We start from the raw sequence: 19,108 nt of genomic DNA on the forward strand, positions 1-19,108 counted from the left end.
CGACAGGGAGCAGGATGGATGCCGTGACCACGGCCACCGCACCGAGCACGCCGGACCGCGCGCTCGCCGAGTTCGCTCGGCGGCCGGTCTTCCTGCTCGCCGCGGGGACCGCCGCCGTACTCCTCGCCACCGCCGGCCGCTACGGCTACTTCGGCGACGAGCTGTACTTCCTCGCCGCGGGCAAACACCTCGCGTGGGGCTACGCGGACCAGCCGCCGGTGCTGCCGTTCCTCGCCTGGCTGGCGAACTCGATCGCGCCGGGCTCGCTCGTCGTGTTCCGGATCCCGGCGATACTGGCGACCGCCGCGGGCGTGGTGTTCACCGCGCTCATCGCCCGCGAAATGGGCGGCGGACGCAAGGCGCAGACGCGCGCCGCCGCCGCGTACGCGATCTGCGGGCAGTTCGTCGGCAGCGGCCACTATCTCGCGACGTCCACTGTGGACCCTCTGCTGTGGACGATCGTGCTGTGGCTGCTGGTGCGCTGGATCCGCACCCGCGACGACAACCTGTTGCTGTGGCTCGGCGTCGCGACGGCGGTCGGGCTGAACGTGAAGTTCCTGATCGGCGGGTTCTGGGCGGTCACCGCGGTCACCGCGCTCGTCTTCGGGCCGCGAGACCTGTTGCGCCGCCCCAAACTGTGGCTGGGCGCGGCGATCGCCGCGCTCGCGTGCGTGCCCACGTTGCTCTGGCAAGCCTCGAACGGCTGGCCGCAGCTGGGCATGGGCGACGCGGTCTCGCGCGAAGTCGAGGAGGCGGGCGGGCGGGCGATGTTCGTGCCCGCGCTGCTCGCCGGAGCCGGTCTGGTCATCGGCGCGCTCGGCGTGCTGTACGGACTCACGGTGCTGCTCGGCAGCTCTCGGCTGCGCGCGTACCGGTTCCTCGGCTGGACCGCGCTCGGCGTCTTCGCTCTTTTCCTGATCGGCAACGGCCGGTTCTATTACGCCGCAGGCACTTTCGGCTTCCTGTGGGCAGCCGCCGCAGTGCATCTGCAGGACCGGCGGCCCGCGTTGTGGTGGCGATGGGTGCCGACGTGGCCGATGTTCGTGCTGTCCGCGCTCTACAGCCTCCCCTACGCGCTCCCGGTGTGGCCGGAGCAGTGGCTGGTCGAGCATCCGACCGCGCCGCGCCCGGCGTACGCGATGGAGGAGTACGGCTGGCCGGATCTGGCCGCGTCCGTCGCCAAGCAGTACCGCGCGCTGCCGCCGGAGGAACGGACGCGCACCGCCCTCGTCACCGGCGGGTACTGGCAGGCCGGCGCGCTCGGCCGGTACGGGCCTGACCAGGGCCTGCTCGAGGCGTACAGCGCCAGCCGCGGATTCTGGTACTTCGGGCGGCCGAACGACAACGCGGACACCGTGCTGTTCGTCGGCCGCGAACCGGCGAAGCTGGCGGCGCATTTCCGGTCCGCGCGCGTCGTCGGCGAGGTCGACAACCGGCTGGGCGTCCCGAATTCCAGCCGGCACATGCCGATCTGGCTGCTCGACGGCCGGGTCGGCAGCTGGGCCGGGATCTGGCCGCAGCTGAAGGACCTCAAGGCGTGAGACTCGAGGACGTCCGGGACGTCAAACTCGATTGGCAGGGGTCGCTGCTGCCCCCGGCCAAATCCCAGGCGGGCGATCCGCCGGTGCGGTGGCATCGGTGGTTCGCCGGGATCGAGACGGCGCTCGCGTGGCTCCTGCTGTTCGTTCCGACCCTGCTGAGCGCGCTGAGCAGCCAGCCGAACGACCACCGGATCACCACCCTGCTGATCGCCGCCGGGGCCGCGATGTGGCTGGCGCTCACCACCTTCGCGCTCAGCCCGAAGCTGCGCGAGCACCCGGCAGCCGCCGCGGCGGCGTTCGCCGGGGTCGTCACGTTCGGCTCGATCCTCCAGTCGCGCGACGCGTACTTCATCGTCTTCATGGTCTACGGGTTCTTCGCGGCGATGCGGATGAAGCCGATGCCGGTCGCGGTGCTCGGCGTGGGCGTCAATTCGCTGTTGATCAACACGATGACGCTCGGCGGGCCGATCCACGCGCTGTCGGTTTCGCCGGGAATCTGGGGCACGGTGGTGATCGTGCAGACCGCGGCGATCGGCGGCGGCGGCGCGCTGTTCGCCGCGGTGGGCAGGCAGAACCAGGAACGCAAGCGCGCGCTCGAGCAGCTGGCGGCGGCCGAGGCGGAGAACCGCGGGCTGCAGCGGCAGTTGCTCACGCAGGCGCGCGAGGCCGGTGTGCTCGACGAGCGCCAGCGGCTGAGCCAGGAAATCCACGACACGCTCGCGCAGGGGTTCACCGGGATCATCACCCAGCTCGAAGCCGCCGCGCAGGCCCGGGGCGACGCGGCGGAATGGGAACGCCACCTCGCCGCGGCGACCCAGCTGGCACGGGAGAACCTCACCGCGGCCCGGCGTTCGGTCGCCGCGCTGCACCCGGAAGCGCTCGAAACCGCGACACTGCCCGAGGCGCTCTCCGAGGTCGTCCGGCTGTGGAGCGAACGCACCGGCGTGCCCGCGGAGTTCTCGGCCACCGGGACCGCCGTCCCGCTGCATCCGGAACTCGAGGCCACCCTGCTGCGGATCACCCAGGAAGCACTGTCCAATGTGGCCAGACACGCGCAGGCGGGCCGGGCCGGGATCACCCTGTCTTACATGGGCGACGAGGTGACGCTCGACGCGCGCGACGACGGCGTCGGCTTCGATCCGGCCGACCCGCCGCGTCCGCCGTCGGCCGAAGGCGGCCACGGCCTGCCCGGCATGCGGCGGCGCGCGGAGCGGCTCGCCGGCACCCTGCACGTCGAGTCCGAGCCCGGCGGCGGCACCGCGATCTCGGTGCGCCTGCCCGCCGTCCCGGCTGCGACACTGGACCCGACCGAGGGGGCCTCATGACCATCACCCTGCTCATCGCCGACGACCACCCGATCGTCCGCGACGGGCTGCGCGGCATCTTCACCGGCGAACGCGGTTTCGAGGTGCTGGGCGAGGCCGCGCACGGAGCCGAGGCGGTCACGCTCGCCGAGGCCCTTCGCCCGGACGTAGTGCTGATGGACCTGCGCATGCCCGGCACCGACGGCGTCGCCGCGATCACCGAACTCGCCCGCCTCGGCAACCCTGCGCGCGTGCTCGTGCTGACCACCTACGACACGGATTCCGACGTGCTGCCCGCGATCGAGGCGGGCGCGACCGGCTACCTGCTGAAGGATTCGCCGCGCGAGGAGCTGTTCCGCGCCGTGCGCGCCGCCGCCCGCGGCGAGGCGGTCCTCTCCCCCGCGGTCGCGAGCCGGATCATGGGCCAGATGCGCGCACCGGCCCAGGAACCGTTGTCGCAGCGCGAAATAGAGGTGCTGAACCTCGTCGCGCGGGGGTCGACGAACAAGGAAGCGGCGAAGAAGCTGTTCATCAGCGAGGCAACGGTGAAGACGCACCTGCTGCACGCGTACGCGAAGCTCGGCGTGAAGGACCGCGCGGCCGCGGTGGCGGTGGCTTTCGAACGCAGGCTACTGGGGTCCTAGGCCCACAGCTCGCCGCCTCTCGACGCCACCCGCGCCCCCACCGCGGCCACGAACTCCTTCCCCGCCAACGGTTCCAGCTTGCGCCCGTCCCGAAGCCGAGGCGCGACCAGGTCCGCAGCAGCCTCACGCGCACCGATCACCGCCTGGTACGGAACCAGCCGATGGTCGCGGATGCGCGAGCCCAGGCTCCCCCGGTCCGCCGGAACGACCTCAGCACGCAACCCGGCGTCCATCGCCTGTTCCGCCGCCATTGCCGCCGCCGGGAGTTCCGCGTCACCGACCGGAAGCACAGCCACCTGCACCGGAGCCAGCCACGGCGGGAAAGCTCCGCCGTGTTCCTCGATCAGCTGTGCCAGCACGCGTTCCAGGCTGCCGAGCACCGCGCGGTGCACCAGCACCGGCCGATGCGCGCGGCCGTCCGGGCCGACGTATTCGAGCCCGAACCGCTCCGGCTGGTGGAGGTCGATCTGGACGGTGGACAGGGTCGACTCGCGGCCGGAACTGTCGGCGATCTGGACGTCGATCTTCGGGCCGTAGAACGCGGCTTCGCCCGGACCGCGTTCGTACTCGACGCCGTCGAGCGCGTCGACGAGCACCTCCGCCGCACGCTCCCACGCCTCGGCCGCACCGGCGTACTTGCCGCGGTTGTCCGGCAAGGAAAGGCGATAGCGCGCGGGTTTCAGGCCAAGATCGCGGTACACGCGGCGGATCAGCGCGAGCGCACGCCGCACCTCCGCACCGACCTGCGCAGGAGCGCAGAAAATGTGCGCGTCGTTGAGCTGGATCGCCCGCACCCGGCTGAGCCCGCCGAGGACGCCGGACAGTTCGGCGCGGTACATCCCGCCGAGTTCGGCCAGCCGCACCGGCAGTTCGCGGTGGCTGCGGGCGCGGGAGCGGTAGATCAGCGCGTGGTGCGGGCACAGGCTCGGCCGCAGCACCACCTGTTCGCCGCCGAGGTCCATCGGCGGGAACATGTCGTCGCGATAATGCGCCCAGTGGCCGGAAAGCTCGTACAGCTCGCGTTTCCCCAGCACCGGCGACGACACGTGCCGGTAGCCGGCGCGGCGTTCGACCTCGCGGACGTACTCCTCCAGCACGTGCCGCACGGCGGCGCCGTCGGGCAGCAGATACGGCAGTCCGGCCCCGATCAGCGGGTCGCTGCCGAACAGGCCGAGTTCCCGGCCGAGTTTGCGGTGGTCAGGCATGGCGGTCTCCTCACGGAAAGCGAGGCGAGCGCGCAGCGAGAAGCCCGGGGCGCTCGCCCCGGGCTCGATGGCAGTGTTCAGCGCGCCGGGACGGGATCCGGCGTCGTCGTGGACTGGGCGCGCTTCATGGCCCGAACGGTAGCCCCGCGTCCGGCGGGACCGCACCTGGTTTTCCGCGTCAGGGCTTCCAGCCGCTCTGCGCGGCCCACTGCTCCGCGCGCACGAACGCCGCGTTGACCCAGCCCTGCTTCTCCTCCGCGTACTGCTCGACCGTGCCGTCCGCGGAATGCTTACGCGCCAACTGTTCCTTCACTTCGGCGTAGTTGTCGCGCTCGTCCGGATGCGCCCGGATCCAGTCGCGGAACAGCAGCGCGAGCCGCCACGCCGGGGTTTCGGTGGACCGGACGTGCAGGTTCACCGGCCGCTTCGGGTCGGCGCTCTGGTGGAACCGCTTGAGCCACTTCCCGTCGCCGTCCTGCGGATCGTCCCACCATTCGCCTTCGCGGCGCGGGAAACCGGCGTCGGCGAGCGCCTCGGCGAGCGCGTCCGCGTCGTCCAAAGAGGACACTGTGAGCTGGAGGTCGAGGATGTCCTTGGCGGGCAGGCCCGGCACGGCGGTGGACCCGATGTGGTCCGCGCGCACCAGCCGCGGACCCGCGAGCTGCCGCAGCCGCGCCAGCCGGCGTTCGGCCTGCAGCGGCCAGCTCGAATCGTACGGCGAGATCACCGGCGAGGCAGGCGGACGCGGTTTGCGCAGGCGGAGATTCGCCTCGAACGGCACCAGCCGGTCCGCCCACAGCGCGTCCACTTCGGCGAGCACGATGTCCTGCGTCCCGCCGTTGTCGAGCCAGACGTCCGCGACCGCGCGGCGCTGTTCCTCCGCGGCCTGCGCCCGGATCCGCGCCCGGGCGTCGGCCTCGGGCATGCCGCGCACCTCGACCAGCCGGCGCACCCGCACCTCCACCGGCGCGTCGACCACCAGCACCAGGTGATACGCGGGCGCGAGGTCGTTCTCCACGAGCAGCGGCACGTCGTGCACCACCACCGCGTCGTCCGCGGCCGCGGCCATCAGCTCGCCGGTGCGCTGCCCGACCAGCGGATGCACGATCGAGTTCAGCCGCTTGCGCGATTCGTCGTCGGCGAACGCGCGCGCGGCGAGCGCGGGACGGTCCAGCGAGCCGTCCCCGGCGAGGATTTCCTCGCCGAACGCCTCGGTCAGCGCGGCCAGCCCGGGCGTGCCCGGCTCCACGACCTCGCGCGCGATGCGGTCCGAATCGATGACGACCGCCCCGTGTTCGGCCAGCCGGTTCGCCACTGTCGACTTCCCCGCACCGATCCCGCCCGTCAGGCCCACTCGCAGCATGGCCACACCTTAACGAGAGCCGCTGTCACCCGCTCAGGCGACACTGAACACCCTGCACGTGCAAGCGCACAGGTACCCGCACACCCTCCGCGTAAACGCAAGCACATTTTCGGGCGTAGCCGAACTGATGTGGGTGACACGCCGCGCGCTTGCACTGTTTTCGCGGGTCGAGTGCGTACCGTGCGCGGCGGAAGGGTCGCCCACACGGAGGAACAATGGCGGATAAGCACGTCGGGAAGCATCGGCTCGGCACCCCGGGCCTGGTGCACTGCGTCGCCTATCGCCAGGTCTCGGACGCACTCGCGGAGTACCGGCGCACGTGGTTCAGCGCGCTGCTCGTGCCCGCGAAGCACAGCCTGGCCGGCCTCCGCCGTCGCGCCCGCGAAGCGGCCCTCGAACGTGCCTGGGTGCCTTCGGTTTCTCTCGAACGCGCCTGACTTTCCGCCTTCGGCGCTGCGGCGAGGTCCGTGAGGGGACTCCTTCACGGACGCTGATTCCCGGACAGACCGCAGGGATCAGATCGCGTGGGTTTCGATCGCGATCTCGTGGCTCAGCGTGCGGTGCACCGGGCATTTGTCGGCGATCTCCAGCAGCCGCGCGCGCTGGGCGTCGTCGAGGTCGCCTTCCAGCGAGATCTCCCGGGTGATCCGGCTGATCAACCCGACCTCGGTTTCGCAGCGTTCGCAGTCGCGGGCGTGGACGCGGTCGTGCCGGAGCCGGACGGTCGTGCGGGTCAGCGGAATTCCCTTCCGGTCGGCGTACATCCGCAGCGTCATCGAGGTGCAGGTGCCGAGCGCGGACAGCAGGAGGTCGTACGGCGTGGGACCGGCGTCCGCGCCGCCCGCGCTCGCCGGTTCGTCGGCGATGAATTCGTGTCCCGCGGTCGTGACGCGCTGGGTGTAGCGGCCGCTCCCGGCATCGGTGACGACGACAGTGCCGGGTTCCGGCTGGGTCATGAGGGCGGATTCCTTCTGCTCGGCACGACCCGCCCGGTGCGGGCGGTCGCTTGTGGACGGTCCCGGAACGACGTTCCCAAGAAGCCGTGAATATCGTATCTTCTGCTTGCGAGACGCGGACGCGCTTCCCGCGGAGCACGGGCAAAAGGGGGTGGGAGATGGCCACCCGGCATCTCTCGACACGACCGGCGGAGCAACACAGCCGCGGCCGGTTCCTCGACGCGGCGCTGACCGTCCTGACCGAGCGAGGCGTCGCCGGATTGACCGTGCGCGCGGTAGCGGAACAGGCCGGAGCATCGACGATCACCGTGTACACCCGCTTCGGCGGCCGGACCGGTCTGCTGGACGCCTTGTACGAACGGGCTTTCGACCTGCTGGGCGAAGACCTGCGCGACGTTCCGCGGTCCGAGGGCGACGGGATCGCCGATCTTGTCGAGGTCGCGCTCGCCTACCGCCGGTTCGCCCTGGAAAGCCCGGCTCGCTACGGCTTGATGTTCGAGCGTTCGGTGCACGACTACGACCCGGACCCGGCGTTGCGGTCGGGAGTGCTGCGCACGAGTTTCGCCGAGTTCGTCGCGAAAATCGACCGCGTCTGCCCGCCGGACGTCGTCGCGCAGGAATGCGGTTACCTGCTCTGGACGTCGATGCACGGACTGGTGAGCGTCGAGCTGACGATCCGCTCGCAGAGCCCGCTCGACGACTGGTTCCTCAGCTCCGACGAATCCGCGCACGAGACGATGTACCGCCGCGGCGTGTGCGCGACGATCGACGGGCTGGGGCTGCGCAACTGAACCCCCGCCCGGCGCACCAAGAAACAAGAAAACAGTTCGGCCCCGGGTCCGTGCGGACCGGGGCCGAACTGTTTCAGAGACTCAGCGAGTCAACGCTCACGCGCCGCCCGACAGCTTCTCGCGCAGAGCCGCGAGCTGCTCGTCGCTGGCGAGCGTGCCGCCGCTCTTCGCCTCGACCGGGGCGGACGAGGTGTAGCTCTGCTCGCCGCCCTCGATGCCGGTGGCAGCGTCGGCAGCGGCTTCGGCGTCGGCCTCGGCGGCCTTCTTGACCTGCGCCATGTGGGCCTCGTAGCGCGTGTGGGCCTCGGCGTACTGCCGCTCCCACTCCTCGCGCTGCTTGTCGAAGCCTTCCTGCCACTCCTGCGTGTCCGGGTCGAAGCCCTCGGGGTAGATGTAGTTCCCCTCGGTGTCGTACTCGGCGGCCATGCCGTACTGGGTGGGGTCGAACTCGGTCTCCGGCGTGACGCCCTCGTTCGCCTGCTTCAGCGACAGCGAGATGCGACGGCGCTCGAGGTCGATGTCGATGACCTTGACCATGACGTCGCCGTTGACCTGGACGACCTGCTCCGGGATCTCCACGTGGCGCTCGGCCAGCTCGGAGATGTGCACCAGGCCCTCGATGCCCTCCTCGACGCGCACGAACGCGCCGAACGGGACGAGCTTGGTGACCTTGCCCGGCACGATCTGGCCGATCGCGTGGGTGCGGGCGAACTGGCGCCACGGGTCTTCCTGGGTCGCCTTCAGCGACAGCGAGACGCGCTCGCGGTCCATGTCGACGTCCAGGACCTCGACCGTGACCTCCTGGCCGACCTCGACGACCTCGGACGGGTGGTCGATGTGCTTCCAGGACAGCTCGGAGACGTGCACCAGGCCGTCGACGCCGCCCAGGTCCACGAAGGCGCCGAAGTTGACGATGGAGGACACGACGCCCTTGCGGACCTGGCCCTTGGCGAGCGCGTTGAGGAACTCGCTGCGCACCTCGGACTGGGTCTGCTCGAGGTAGGCGCGGCGGGACAGGACCACGTTGTTGCGGTTCTTGTCCAGCTCGATGATCTTCGCCTCGAGCTCGCGGCCGACGTACGGCTGCAGGTCGCGCACGCGGCGCATCTCGACCAGCGACGCGGGCAGGAAGCCGCGCAGGCCGATGTCCAGGATGAGGCCGCCCTTGACGACCTCGATGACGGTGCCCTTGACGGGCTCGTCCTTCTCCTTGAGCTCCTCGATCGTGCCCCAGGCGCGCTCGTACTGCGCGCGCTTCTTGGACAGGATCAGACGGCCTTCCTTGTCCTCCTTCTGGAGAACGAGGGCTTCGACCTCATCGCCGACGGCGACAACCTCGGCCGGGTCGACATCGTGCTTGATGGACAGCTCGCGCGAGGGGATGACGCCCTCGGTCTTGTACCCGATGTCGAGCAGGACCTCGTCGCGGTCGACCTTGACGATGGTGCCCTCGACGATGTCCCCATCGTTGAAGTACTTGATCGTCTTGTCGATAGCCGCGAGGAAGTCTTCCTCCGACCCGATGTCGTTGATGGCGACCTGCGGAGCCGCGGTGAGGGCGGTCGGGGCGGTGGCGGTGTCGGTGGTCATTAGGCGGGTTGCTCCGGTGGATGGGTGTCGTAGGTGGATGTGAAGTTGGCTACCGGCGGTGCACGCGGAGGGCCCGCAGCCATGGCATGCGGCGACCCTGCTCAAACGTCCGGCGACCAAACGTTCCACCAGTGAACGACCGCGGCATGACCCGCTGACGATGCGCGGCCCCGGTGGGTAGTCACCCAGGCAGCGCGAACCCCACTGCGCTAACACGTATCGTACGCGGGCCCCCTCGGGGGACACAATCAGGGTCGCCCTCGGCTCCCGGTACCTTCCGCACAACGTTTCCGCCGGTCCGGGCATTCCCCCGCCCAGCCGGCGCCACCGGGAGAGGAGACCGGCATGACCGAGCCCGCCGCGGCCCCGGCGGCCCCGCCCGGCGACCGCCACGCGAGCGCCGAAGAACGGCTCGGCACCGTCGGCGTCGCCCATCGCCAAGTCGGCGGAAACGAGGCGGAAGCGGCGAATCTGGCCTGGTGGGACGCGGATGCCGACGACTACCAGGCCACCCACGGCGGATTCCTCGGCGACGCCGATTTCGTCTGGTGCCCCGAGGGAGTCCGCGAGGAGGACGCGCGGCTGCTCGGCGACGTGCGCGGACGACGCGTGCTCGAAGTCGGCTGCGGCCAGGCCGCGTGCTCGCGCTGGCTCGCCGCCGCCGGGGCCGAACCGGTCGCCACCGATCTGTCCGGCGGGATGCTCCGGCACGCCCGCGAGGGGAACGCCCGTACCGGCGCGACGGTCCCCCTCGTGCAGGCGAACGCCGAGCGGCTCCCGTTCGCCGAAGCCAGTTTCGACATCGCGTGCTCCGCGTTCGGCGCGCTCCCCTTCGTGCCGTCTCTGGAGACGGTGTTCGGCGAGGTGCGCCGCGTGCTGCGGCCCGGCGCGCCGTGGGTCTTCTCGGTGACGCACCCGATGCGTTGGATCTTCCCGGACGATCCCGGGCCGCAGGGGCTCACCGCGACCCAGCCGTATTTCGACCGCACGCCCTACGTGGAGGTGGACGACGACGGCACGGCCACGTACGTCGAATACCACCGCACGCTCGGCGACTACGTGCGCGCGCTCGCCACCGCGGGCTTCGCGCTGGAAGACCTCGTCGAGCCGGACTGGCCGGCGGGCCACACGCGCACCTGGGGCCAGTGGAGTCCGCTGCGCGGCAGGCTGTTCCCCGGCACCGCGATCTTCCGCACGCGCCGCGACTGACCGGCTACGCTGCGCAGGTGAGCCCCGCTGGCCGATTCGCCGAACTCGACCCGCTCCTGCCGCCGCCCGTCCCGCTCGCGAGCGGCGAGCGGCTGCGCGCGGTGACCGCGTCCGGCACGCAAGTTTCCGCGATGCTCCAGCGCTACCGGCACGGTCCGGGCGACGCTCCCCTGCTGTGGTCGGCGGCCGAGGTGTGGCAGCTGTTCCCGGATCCGGAAACGGCGGGCACCGAAGGGTTCGACGCGCTGCTCGGCGCGCTGCGGTCCGAAGTGGACACTGAGGCGCCGGGTGCCGATTCGGCGTGCGTCGTCAACTGGCCGAGCCGCGACGCCGAAGCCATCCGGGCCTTCCTCGACCACGGGCTGGTTCCGTTGTCCGCGCTGGCCGTTCGCCCCGCCGTGACGCCAGAGAACATCGAGACGGACGCGTCGATCCGCCTCGCCGGACCGGACGACTACCCCGCGGCGCTGGCGTTGTGCACCGCGACGTTCGATTACACCGGCCTTGTCGCGCACCGGAAACGCGAGCAGACCGCGGAACTGCTCGGCCCGGCGCTGCGCCGCGCGCTCGGCGAGAAAGCGACCTGGCTCGCCGAGGTCGACGGCGAAGTAGCGGCGCTCGCGCAATGCGACTGGGTCGAGTCCGCGCCCGGTAACGAGGCCGCCGAACTGCTGCCGCCGGGACGTTGGGGGTACGTGAACAACGTCGTCACCGCCCCGGCCAGCCGGGGCAGCGGGATCGGCCGCGCGCTGATGGCCCGCGCGCACCGCGAACTGCTGAACCAGGGCGCGACCGGCACCTACCTCTATTACAACCCGACCAATCCCCTGTCGTCGGTGTTCTGGCACCGGCAGGGCTACCGGCCGCTGTGGACCTCCTGGGAAGCACACCCTGCGTGGGCGCTGCGGTGAGCCCGCCGCTCTTTGGTGTGACGTCCGGCGAGCCGCCTTGCTGACCGCTCCAGGTCGGGTCTAACTTTTGAACTGACTAGTCAGTTCAAAATCCGTGGAGTGTGTCCTGTGCAGGTCCGTGCCGACCGGGTGTCCCTGAAGGGTCCCCACGGCCCCTTGTTGCCGCCTACCTCGCTCACCGTCGAGGAGGGCTGCCTCACCGTCGTGCACGGCGAACCGGGCGTCGGCATCACCGCGCTGGCCCTCGCGCTCGCCGGACGGCTGAAGCCGACCACCGGCACCGTGACCGCCGAACCGGAGGGCGACCTGCGGCGGCTCGTGGCCGTGGTGGACTCGCCGGGGGTCAGCGAACCGGACGACGCCTTGTCGCTGCGCGTCGTCACCGGCGAAGAGCTGGCGCTCGCGCACCGTCCTTCCGGCAAGGATGCGGTCACGGCTTGGCTCTCGCAACACGACGCGGGGCCGTACGCCGACAGCCGGTTCGAGAGTCTCGAACCCGCGCTGCGCACCCGGCTGCTCACCGCGCTGGCCGCCGAACGCGAAGGTGTGCGCGTGCTCGTCCTCGACGCGCCCGACCGGCACACCAGCGACGTCGGCTCCTGGACCGCGGTCGCGAAGGAGCACGCCGCCCGCGGGTTCGCGGTGGCGGTGCTGGCCGCGACGACGCCGGAATCGGCGCTCCCCTATCCGCCGGCCAAGGTCGGCGAGGCCGAGCAACCGGACCCGGTCCGGCTCTACTCCCCGCCCGAGCCCGCCGAAGCCTCCGCACCGGCCGAGGCCGAGCAGACCAAGCAGCTCCCGGACACCGCCGAACTGACCGCCGAAACCGAGAACTCCGAGGGAGACCGGGCATGACCACCCCCCACAAGCGGGCCGGCGGACTGAACGCGTTCCGGATCGCGCGCAACGAGCTGCGCAGGCTGTCCACCGGGACGCTGCCGAAGCTCGCCATGTTCGCGCTCGTCATGGTGCCGTTGCTGTACGCGTCGTTCTACCTCTACGCGAACTACGACCCGTATGGCCGTCTGGACAAGCTGCCCGCCGCCGTGTTCACCGAGGACGCCGGCGCGAAGGATTCCAACGGAGCCGAGCGCAACGTCGGCCGCGAGGTCACCGACGAACTGGTGAAGTCCGGCACCTTCCAGTGGCATCAAGTGTCCGAAAAGGACGCTCGGGACGGCGTGCGGGACGACAAGTACTCCTTCGCCATCGGCATTCCGCACGACTTCTCGAAGGCGCTGCTGTCGTCCGGCAATTTCGAGCCGCAGCAGGCGACCATCACGCTGACCACCAACGACGCCAACAACTATCTGTCCGGCACCATCGCGAAACAGGTCGCCGACCAGGTCCGCAAGACGATCGCGGAGAAGGTGGGCAGCGAGGCCGCGGACAAGTTCCTCGTCGGTTTCTCCACCATCTACGGCAAGATCTCCGAGGCCACCGACGGGGCCAAACAGCTCGCCGACGGCGCGGCGAAACTCCAGACCGGGCAACATCAGCTGGCCGACGGGGCGAGCCAGCTCGCGACCGGTTCGGCGAGCCTCGCCACCGGATTGGGCACGCTCAAATCGAGCACCGCGCAGCTTCCGGGCCAGACCCAGAAACTCGCCGACGGGGCGGGCCAGGTGGCCGACGGCAACCAGAAGGTGGCGAGCGCGGGCTCGCTGGCCGCGTCCGCCTCGTCGGACGTGATGGGCCGGATCGACAGCTACCGCACCCAGCTGGCCGCGAAGCTGCAGGAATCCGGGATGTCGGAGAACCTCGCCAGCTCGATCCTCGCCGACTACGACAAGCTGCGCACGGACGCGAACCAGGCGAACGGGAAGATCCAGTCCGCCAACGGAGACCTGCAGAAGCTCTCCAGCGGCGCCCGGCAGGTGTCCGACGGGGCGCACCAGCTCGCGTCAGCCTCGCCGCAGCTGGCCAGCGGGATCGCGCAGGCGTCCGACGGCGCGAACCAGCTGCGCGACGGTTCGGCGAAGCTCAACGACGGCGAGAAGACCGCGGTGACCGGCACCGACCAGCTCGCCGACGGTGCGGTAAAGCTGCGCGACGGACTGGCCGCCGGGCTGTCGCAGATCCCCAACCCGGACGACCCGACCCGCACCGCCACCGCGAACACGATCGCCGACCCGGTCGCGGTCACGTCGAACGGCGTCGCGTCGGCCGGCACGTACGGCGCCGGGCTCGCGCCGTTCTTCATCTCGCTGGCCACCTGGATCGGCGCGTTCGTGCTGTTCCTGCTGATCCGCCCGCTGTCGACGCGCGCGCTCACCGCCGGCGCGTCGCCGCTGCGGGTCGCGCTCGGCGGCTGGCTGTCGTCGGCCGTGCTGGGCCTGGGACAGGTGATCGTGCTGTTCGCCGCGGTGACCTGGCTGGTCGGCATCCACGTGGCGCATCCGCTGGGCGCGATCGGCTTCGCCTGTCTGGTGTCACTGGCCTTCACCTCGATCGTGCACGCGCTCAACGCGCTCTTCGGCGCGGTCGGCAAGTTCCTCGGGCTCGTGCTGCTGGTGCTGCAGCTGGTGAGCGCGGGCGGCACGTTCCCCTGGCAGACCATTCCGGACGCGCTGTATCCGCTGCACATAGTGCTGCCCATGGGCTACGCCATCGACGGGTTCCGGCATCTGCTCTACACCGGCGCGTCGATGCAGATCCTCGGTGACATCGGGGTGCTGGTGGCGTACCTCGTCGGTGGGATCCTGCTGTCCACTCTCGCGGCGCGCAAACACCGGGTGTGGTCGGTCTCGGCGCTCAAGCCCGAGCTGAGCCTGTGAGAGAAGCGACCAAACGGAAGCTCTTCGAGGCCACGTTGCGGCTGTCGGCCAGCCGTGGCCTCGTCGGGCTGACGGTGGACGACATCGCGGCCGAGGCGGGGGTCGCCAAGGGGACCGTTTACTACAACTTCGGGTCCAAGGACGGGCTCGTCGACGCGTTGCTCCGGTTCGGCGTGGATCTGCTCGCCGGGCGGTTGCGGGCAGCCGGGACCGAGGACGATCCGCTGGCCGTGATCGAGGCCCAGGTGGACACGACGCTGGAGTTCATCGCGGAGTATCCGGGGTTTTCGCAGATCGTGGTGAGCGAGTTGTGGCATACGCCGGGGCGGTGGCACGACACGCTGGCCCTGCTGCGGGAAGAGCTGATCGCGGTGGTGAAGGCGCAGCTGGAGCGGTTGGACGCGGCTGGGCGGTTGCCTGCCGGGCTGGATATCGCTACCGCGGCTGCCGGGTTGTTCGGGACGATGCTCGTGGTGGCGTTGGACTGGCAGGTTTTTCATCCGGCTCGGGACCGGGCGGACGTCCTCGGGTCGGTGATGTTGCTGATTCGCGGGTTGAAGCGGTGACGTGGCGGGGCCCGGCTTGCGGGCCGGGCCCCTTGGGGTGTGGCTAGTGGCAGTTGGCGCAGCAGCCGCAGCCCTTGCCGGTGCAGGCGGAGCAGCATCCGTGCCGCAGGACGGTCTGGAACAGGCGTTTGATCATTGCTCGGTCCTTCCGGGTTGGTCGTTCCTGCGTGGGTCACGCTAAGTGGGGTGGCGGTTACCGGGGTACCGCTGACCGGGCAGGGCGGGGGGTGAATCCTTGGTCGTGGGGGTTTCGGCTCGTCGCCTGGCGGCGACATTGCGCCTCGTTTCGGGGGCGGGCACCCCGAAGCTGATTGTGATGACGGTCTGAGGGTGCTTGTCAAGGCGGGAAAGATGCCTTGACAAGCACCCTCAGACCGCATTTTTGGCTTCGTATCGGGGTGCGGGGGTGGTGTGGGTGCATGGTTGGTTGGGTGCGCGGGCTGCGGGTGGGGGTCGCGAGGGGATTTGTACGGCGTCACTGTCCGCAGGGGACGTTGAGCCATTCTTCTCTGGGGATTCCTTTGCGGGAGTCGTCCAGTCTGCCTAGCAGAGTGTCCAGTTGTGCGGGGTCGGCGGTGTATTCCAGGATTGCTCGGTAGAAGGCGCCGGTCATGGTTTTGGGCATGAGGTCGGAGGCGTCGAAGCAGACTGGTTTTCCTGAGGTGATGGTGTCGGCGACCTTTCGTCTTACCGGGTCGCGGTAGACGTCTTTCGTTACCTCGGTTCCTGCTGAAAAGGCCGTTGCGTTGGGGTTTCCTGCCCAGATTTGCTGTGCTTCCGGCGAGAGCAGGAAGTCCAGGAATTGGCGGGCTTGCGGGGTGTCGGTGAACATCGCGGCCAGGTCTGCCGATACTTCCGAGGCGCCGGAACCGGGAAACGGGAAGAAGTCGTAGTCGGTTCCGGGGCGCGGGTGGGGGCCGGTCTCATTGTGCAGGTGCATGGTTTGGTAGCTGCCCATCGCGAAGGAACCCTGGTGTTCCATGCGGCAGCCGGGCGGGTCGGTGAAGAGGGGGCGGGCCGCGTCGCGGAAGTCGGTGAGCAGGGCTGCTGGGGCGCCGCCTTGGAGCCCGCCGGGGTGGACTGCCAGGGTGCCCCAGTCTTGGAAGGCTTGGCGTACTGGGGCTGACGTCCACGGGAGGGTGCCTGCTGTCCATTGGCGATAGATCTCCGGGCCCGCGGAGTGCAGCAGGATGTCTTCGATCCAGTCGGTGCCTGGCCAGCCGGACGTGGGCGGGGCGGCCAGGCCCAGGCACCAAGGGGTGTTCTGGGAGGCGGCGAGAGCGACAAGTTGTTGCCAGGTCGTGGGTTTCGGGCCGGGGAGGCTCGCCGGGCGGTACCAGATGGCGCTTTTCAGATCAGCCTTGACTGCGACGGAGTAGAGCTTGCCGGTGCCAAGGCGTTGCAGGTTGACCCATTGTCTGCCGTAGAAGGATTCGGCTTTTTGTTCCAGGAAGTCGAGCGGCTTGATTTCCTGGCGGCGGGCGTAGTCGGCCAGCAATCCTGGGCTGGACAGGACCGCGATATCCGGGGCGGCGCCTTGCTGGACGTCGGCGGCCAGGACCTGCTCGACGGCTCGGGTGCCCTGGTAGCGCACTTCGATGCCGGTCTTTTCCTCGAATCGTTGCTTGACCTGGTTGAAGGCCGCTTCCTCGCCTTCGGTCCACACTCCGAGCACCTGGAGGGTGTTGCTGCCCGCGGCGACCCCGCACGCCGACGAGGCCGCCACTAGCACGGTCGCGGCCAGCAGGAGCAGTTTCTTCCACAGTGGACAGTTCATGGGCGGTACCGGTATTCGTCGATCCGCCGGTACAGTCCGGCGACTACGAGACCGCCGGCGAGGATCAGGGCAGCGGGGACCAGGACGGGCAGGCCGCCGGATTCGGTGGCCGCGGTTCCGGCGGACTTCACGGCTCGGGCGGCTGAGGTGATGGCGTTCTGGGCCGGGGCGGCGGTCGAGGCGGTTTGGGTTTGGCGGCGGAAATCGTCCACAGTGGACCCGCAGCCGGGCGGGCCGCAGCGTTGCCGCAGGAGGCTGGCCAGGCGGACGTGACCGCCCGCGTCGGCGGCTTCGATGCTTTTTTCCCGGACGGCGACGGCTTGGTCCACCTTGCCGCGAACCGTGTCGAGGCGTCCGGCCAGGGCGAAGGCGACCAGCAGGCCCGCGACGACGCCGAGTCCCAGCACGGTCGCGCCCAGCAGGGGCAGGTTCAAGCGGCGGCGGAAACGCTGGCGCAGGAACACTTGTGTCGCGACCAGCAGGGCGAGCAGCACGATCGGCGGAAGCAGCCAGAGGACGAGCAGGCCCGCGCTCATTCTGGTGCCGGAGATCTGGCTGTCCAGGGCGGAGCGTTCGTCCTTCTGCAGTTTGCCTAGCAGCTCCAGGACGTTGTCGGGGCCGTGCAGCAGGCGTGAGGCGTACCAGAGGTCGGCCAGTCCTACCAATTCCGCGCCTGGTTGCCGGAAGTGTGCGTCGGCCTGGCTCATCGCGCCGGAGTACGACGCCACCAGGCCTTCGACGGTTTGCAGGGTCCCGGCGCCGGGATCGCCTGCCTGGTTGAACTCCGCGACCCTGGCGAGGCTTTGGCTCGCCGACGCCATCCGGTTCTCGTACTCCTGCCCCGGCCCGGCCAGTTTCGCCTCCCCCGAAGCGAAACTGGCGACGGCCGCGGCGTCGGCGGAGACGAGTGCGTCCCGCGCCGCCGCGACCTCGAGGATCGCTCGGCTGGTCGCGGACGAGATCTGGTCGGCTGTCCGGACCACGCCGCTCACCGCGAGGTACGACGTGACCAGCGCGAGCACGGTCCCGGCCAGCAGCACCGCCCGGATCCGCACGAGCGCCTGCCGCGTCCGGAGCGTCACGCGGCACCTCCGCGCAGCGTCTCCCCGCACTCCTCGCAGAATCGCGCGCCGGACGGGTTGGGGTTCTCGCAGTGCGGGCAGACCGCCTGCTTGGCGTCCGGAGGCGGCGCGGGACTGGCGTCGCGAGGCTCGTCGCCGACGTTCGAGACTGTGGAGACCAGCAGGTTGAGCAGTTCGCTGCGGGTGACTTCGGGGCGAAGCCGGACGTCGTCGCCGGCTGTGTCGACTACCCGGGCGAGTCGGCGCAGGACTTCCTTGTTTCCGGTCCGCGTGGCGATTTCGACGGCCTGGCCCCATTCGCGCGCGGCCCGCGCGTGGTCTCCCGCGGCGTAGGCCTCGTCGGCGTTCACCAGCGCCTCGCTCAGCTCCGCGTGCATGGTGTAGCGCCGCACCTTCGGGTCGACCAAGGTCGGCGCGACCGGGTCGCGGGTCCAGTGCGCGAGCACCGGGGCCGCCGCCTCCGCCGCGCCGTCGATCTCGACCCAGGCGAGCATCCGGTCGGAGCCGTACTCCGGCGGAGCGTCCGCGGAGACCTCCACCGCGAGCTGGAATTCCCGGGTCTCGCCCGCGCTCCACGAACCGAGCGAGAGGATCGCGTTACCGTCGCCGTCGAGGACGCAGCGCGAGGTCAGGTCGTATTCGCTCGGCCAGACCTGCTTCACGAACCGCAGCGTGGTCTGCTCGGTGACACCGATCCGGAGCCGCGCGGACGGGATCACCTTGGCGAGCGCCGCGGCCATCAGCGCGCGGAAGTCGTCGACCAGGTCCTCGTCACGGACCACCGAATCGACGGAGCCACGCAGCACCCGGCCGATCTCGACCAGCTCCGCCCGCTGCCAGCCGTCGCCGATTCCCCTTGCGTCGCAGACAAACTGGCCTTCGCAGGCGTCGAGTTCGCGGCGCAGCGACTCCGCGGTCTGCGACTGGTTGTTCCCGTCGGTCAGCAGGATCGCGTGCCGCACCGCGTCCGGTACCGACGCGAACAGTTTCCGCGCGCACTCCAGCCACTTGCCCATCGCCGTGCCGCCGACCGCGACGAATCGCTCCACCGCGGCGACCGCCGCCGCCCGGGTTTCGTCCGACGCGACTGCCAGGCCGGGCTCGGGCGGATAGGCCAGGTCGGCGCGTTCGGTGCCGCGGACCACGGCGAAGCCGACGCCGTCCGGCAGGGCCCAGATCGCTGCCGCCGCGGCCCGGCGCGCGGCGGCGATCTTCGTCGGCGGGTAGCGCATCGACGTCGAGCAGTCGACCAGGAGCACTTCCGCGCCGGGCGGCCGAACCTCGGGCCGGCCATCGTCTCGCGCGGAAACGGTGACCACGGCCTGCATCGCGGTGTCGCCTTCGCCGAGGTAGCGGTTCTGATGGACCTCGACGTCCCAACCCCTGCTCATC

The 19,108-nt window shown here is 70.3% G+C and carries 17 protein-coding genes; 10 read left to right on the forward strand and 7 right to left on the reverse strand.

Going from position 1 to position 19,108, the window contains the following annotated elements; genetic code table 11:
- The first annotated feature begins 23 nt into the window (after nucleotides 1-23).
- From ACZ7SW_RS15470 to ACZ7SW_RS15480, 3 genes are read left to right on the forward strand one after another with little or no spacing between them, the layout of a single operon-like run.
- Nucleotides 24-1,541, forward strand: a complete 1,518-nt coding sequence (locus tag ACZ7SW_RS15470) for a glycosyltransferase family 39 protein (RefSeq protein WP_470231048.1) — start codon at nucleotides 24-26, stop codon at nucleotides 1,539-1,541.
- The gene (locus tag ACZ7SW_RS15475) at nucleotides 1,538-2,866 is read left to right on the forward strand and encodes a sensor histidine kinase (protein WP_470231049.1); all 1,329 of its coding nucleotides are present in this window, start codon (nucleotides 1,538-1,540) and stop codon (nucleotides 2,864-2,866) included. The genes ACZ7SW_RS15470 and ACZ7SW_RS15475 overlap by 4 nt, the downstream gene beginning before the upstream one ends.
- Nucleotides 2,863-3,489: a response regulator gene (locus ACZ7SW_RS15480; RefSeq protein WP_470231050.1), complete on the forward strand. Its 627-nt coding sequence runs from the start codon at nucleotides 2,863-2,865 to the stop codon at nucleotides 3,487-3,489. Before ACZ7SW_RS15475 ends, ACZ7SW_RS15480 begins: the two co-directional genes overlap by 4 nt.
- Here ACZ7SW_RS15480 and thrS read toward each other — a convergent pair.
- Together thrS and coaE are read right to left on the reverse strand one after the other, a co-directional pair.
- Nucleotides 3,486-4,730 (reverse strand): threonine--tRNA ligase, encoded by a 1,245-nt coding sequence (gene thrS / locus ACZ7SW_RS15485; RefSeq protein ID WP_470231304.1) that lies wholly within the window; start codon nucleotides 4,728-4,730, stop codon nucleotides 3,486-3,488. The genes ACZ7SW_RS15480 and thrS overlap by 4 nt on opposite strands.
- A gap of 142 nt (nucleotides 4,731-4,872) precedes the next feature.
- Nucleotides 4,873-6,057: a dephospho-CoA kinase gene (gene coaE / locus ACZ7SW_RS15490; RefSeq protein ID WP_470231051.1), complete on the reverse strand. Its 1,185-nt coding sequence runs from the start codon at nucleotides 6,055-6,057 to the stop codon at nucleotides 4,873-4,875.
- Between the two features lie 215 nt (nucleotides 6,058-6,272).
- On the opposite strand from coaE, the gene ACZ7SW_RS15495 reads away from it, so the two are divergent.
- Nucleotides 6,273-6,494 carry a hypothetical protein gene (locus ACZ7SW_RS15495; protein ID WP_470231052.1) on the forward strand — a complete coding sequence of 74 codons (222 nt, stop codon included), beginning with the start codon at nucleotides 6,273-6,275 and terminating at the stop codon, nucleotides 6,492-6,494.
- A 78-nt stretch (nucleotides 6,495-6,572) separates the two neighbouring features.
- Here ACZ7SW_RS15495 and ACZ7SW_RS15500 read toward each other — a convergent pair whose 3' ends face one another.
- A complete protein-coding gene (locus ACZ7SW_RS15500) occupies nucleotides 6,573-7,013 on the reverse strand; it encodes an OsmC family protein (protein WP_470231053.1) in 441 nt (146 codons plus the stop codon).
- Nucleotides 7,014-7,171: 158 nt separating this feature from the next.
- On the opposite strand from ACZ7SW_RS15500, the gene ACZ7SW_RS15505 reads away from it, so the two are divergent.
- Nucleotides 7,172-7,804, forward strand: a complete 633-nt coding sequence (locus tag ACZ7SW_RS15505; protein WP_470231054.1) for a TetR/AcrR family transcriptional regulator — start codon at nucleotides 7,172-7,174, stop codon at nucleotides 7,802-7,804.
- Nucleotides 7,805-7,900: 96 nt separating this feature from the next.
- Here the strand turns inward: ACZ7SW_RS15505 and rpsA are convergent, their stop codons facing one another.
- A complete protein-coding gene (gene rpsA, locus ACZ7SW_RS15510; protein ID WP_470231055.1) occupies nucleotides 7,901-9,394 on the reverse strand; it encodes a 30S ribosomal protein S1 in 1,494 nt (497 codons plus the stop codon).
- A gap of 345 nt (nucleotides 9,395-9,739) precedes the next feature.
- Here rpsA and ACZ7SW_RS15515 point away from each other — a divergent pair, with 345 nt between their 5' ends.
- The 5 genes from ACZ7SW_RS15515 (at nucleotide 9,740) to ACZ7SW_RS15535 (ending at nucleotide 14,857) form a co-directional block, all read left to right on the forward strand.
- Entirely contained in the window at nucleotides 9,740-10,603 is an 864-nt protein-coding gene (locus ACZ7SW_RS15515; protein WP_470231056.1) for a class I SAM-dependent methyltransferase, read from the forward strand.
- A gap of 17 nt (nucleotides 10,604-10,620) precedes the next feature.
- The gene (locus ACZ7SW_RS15520; protein ID WP_470231057.1) at nucleotides 10,621-11,514 is read left to right on the forward strand and encodes a GNAT family N-acetyltransferase; all 894 of its coding nucleotides are present in this window, start codon (nucleotides 10,621-10,623) and stop codon (nucleotides 11,512-11,514) included.
- Nucleotides 11,515-11,622: 108 nt separating this feature from the next.
- Complete coding sequence (locus ACZ7SW_RS15525; protein ID WP_470231305.1) at nucleotides 11,623-12,369, forward strand: ABC transporter ATP-binding protein; 747 nt, start codon at nucleotides 11,623-11,625, stop codon at nucleotides 12,367-12,369.
- 26 nt (nucleotides 12,370-12,395) lie between these two features.
- Entirely contained in the window at nucleotides 12,396-14,291 is a 1,896-nt protein-coding gene (locus tag ACZ7SW_RS15530; protein ID WP_470231306.1) for a YhgE/Pip family protein, read from the forward strand.
- Nucleotides 14,288-14,857: a TetR/AcrR family transcriptional regulator gene (locus ACZ7SW_RS15535; protein ID WP_470231058.1), complete on the forward strand. Its 570-nt coding sequence runs from the start codon at nucleotides 14,288-14,290 to the stop codon at nucleotides 14,855-14,857. Before ACZ7SW_RS15530 ends, ACZ7SW_RS15535 begins: the two co-directional genes overlap by 4 nt.
- Before the next feature lie 475 nt (nucleotides 14,858-15,332).
- Here ACZ7SW_RS15535 and ACZ7SW_RS15540 read toward each other — a convergent pair whose 3' ends face one another.
- The 3 genes from ACZ7SW_RS15540 to ACZ7SW_RS15550 all read right to left on the reverse strand — a co-directional run bounded on the left by ACZ7SW_RS15540 (nucleotide 15,333) and on the right by ACZ7SW_RS15550 (nucleotide 19,107).
- A complete protein-coding gene (locus ACZ7SW_RS15540; protein ID WP_470231059.1) occupies nucleotides 15,333-16,523 on the reverse strand; it encodes an ABC transporter substrate-binding protein in 1,191 nt (396 codons plus the stop codon).
- 107 nt (nucleotides 16,524-16,630) lie between these two features.
- On the reverse strand, nucleotides 16,631-17,716 hold the full coding sequence (locus ACZ7SW_RS15545) for a hypothetical protein (RefSeq protein ID WP_470231060.1): 1,086 nt from the start codon (nucleotides 17,714-17,716) through the stop codon (nucleotides 16,631-16,633).
- Nucleotides 17,713-19,107: a VWA domain-containing protein gene (locus ACZ7SW_RS15550; RefSeq protein ID WP_470231061.1), complete on the reverse strand. Its 1,395-nt coding sequence runs from the start codon at nucleotides 19,105-19,107 to the stop codon at nucleotides 17,713-17,715. Before ACZ7SW_RS15550 ends, ACZ7SW_RS15545 begins: the two co-directional genes overlap by 4 nt.
- Between the last annotated feature and the right edge of the window lies 1 nt (nucleotide 19,108).

It is taken from the genome of Amycolatopsis sp. NPDC114484 (genome assembly GCF_055633755.1).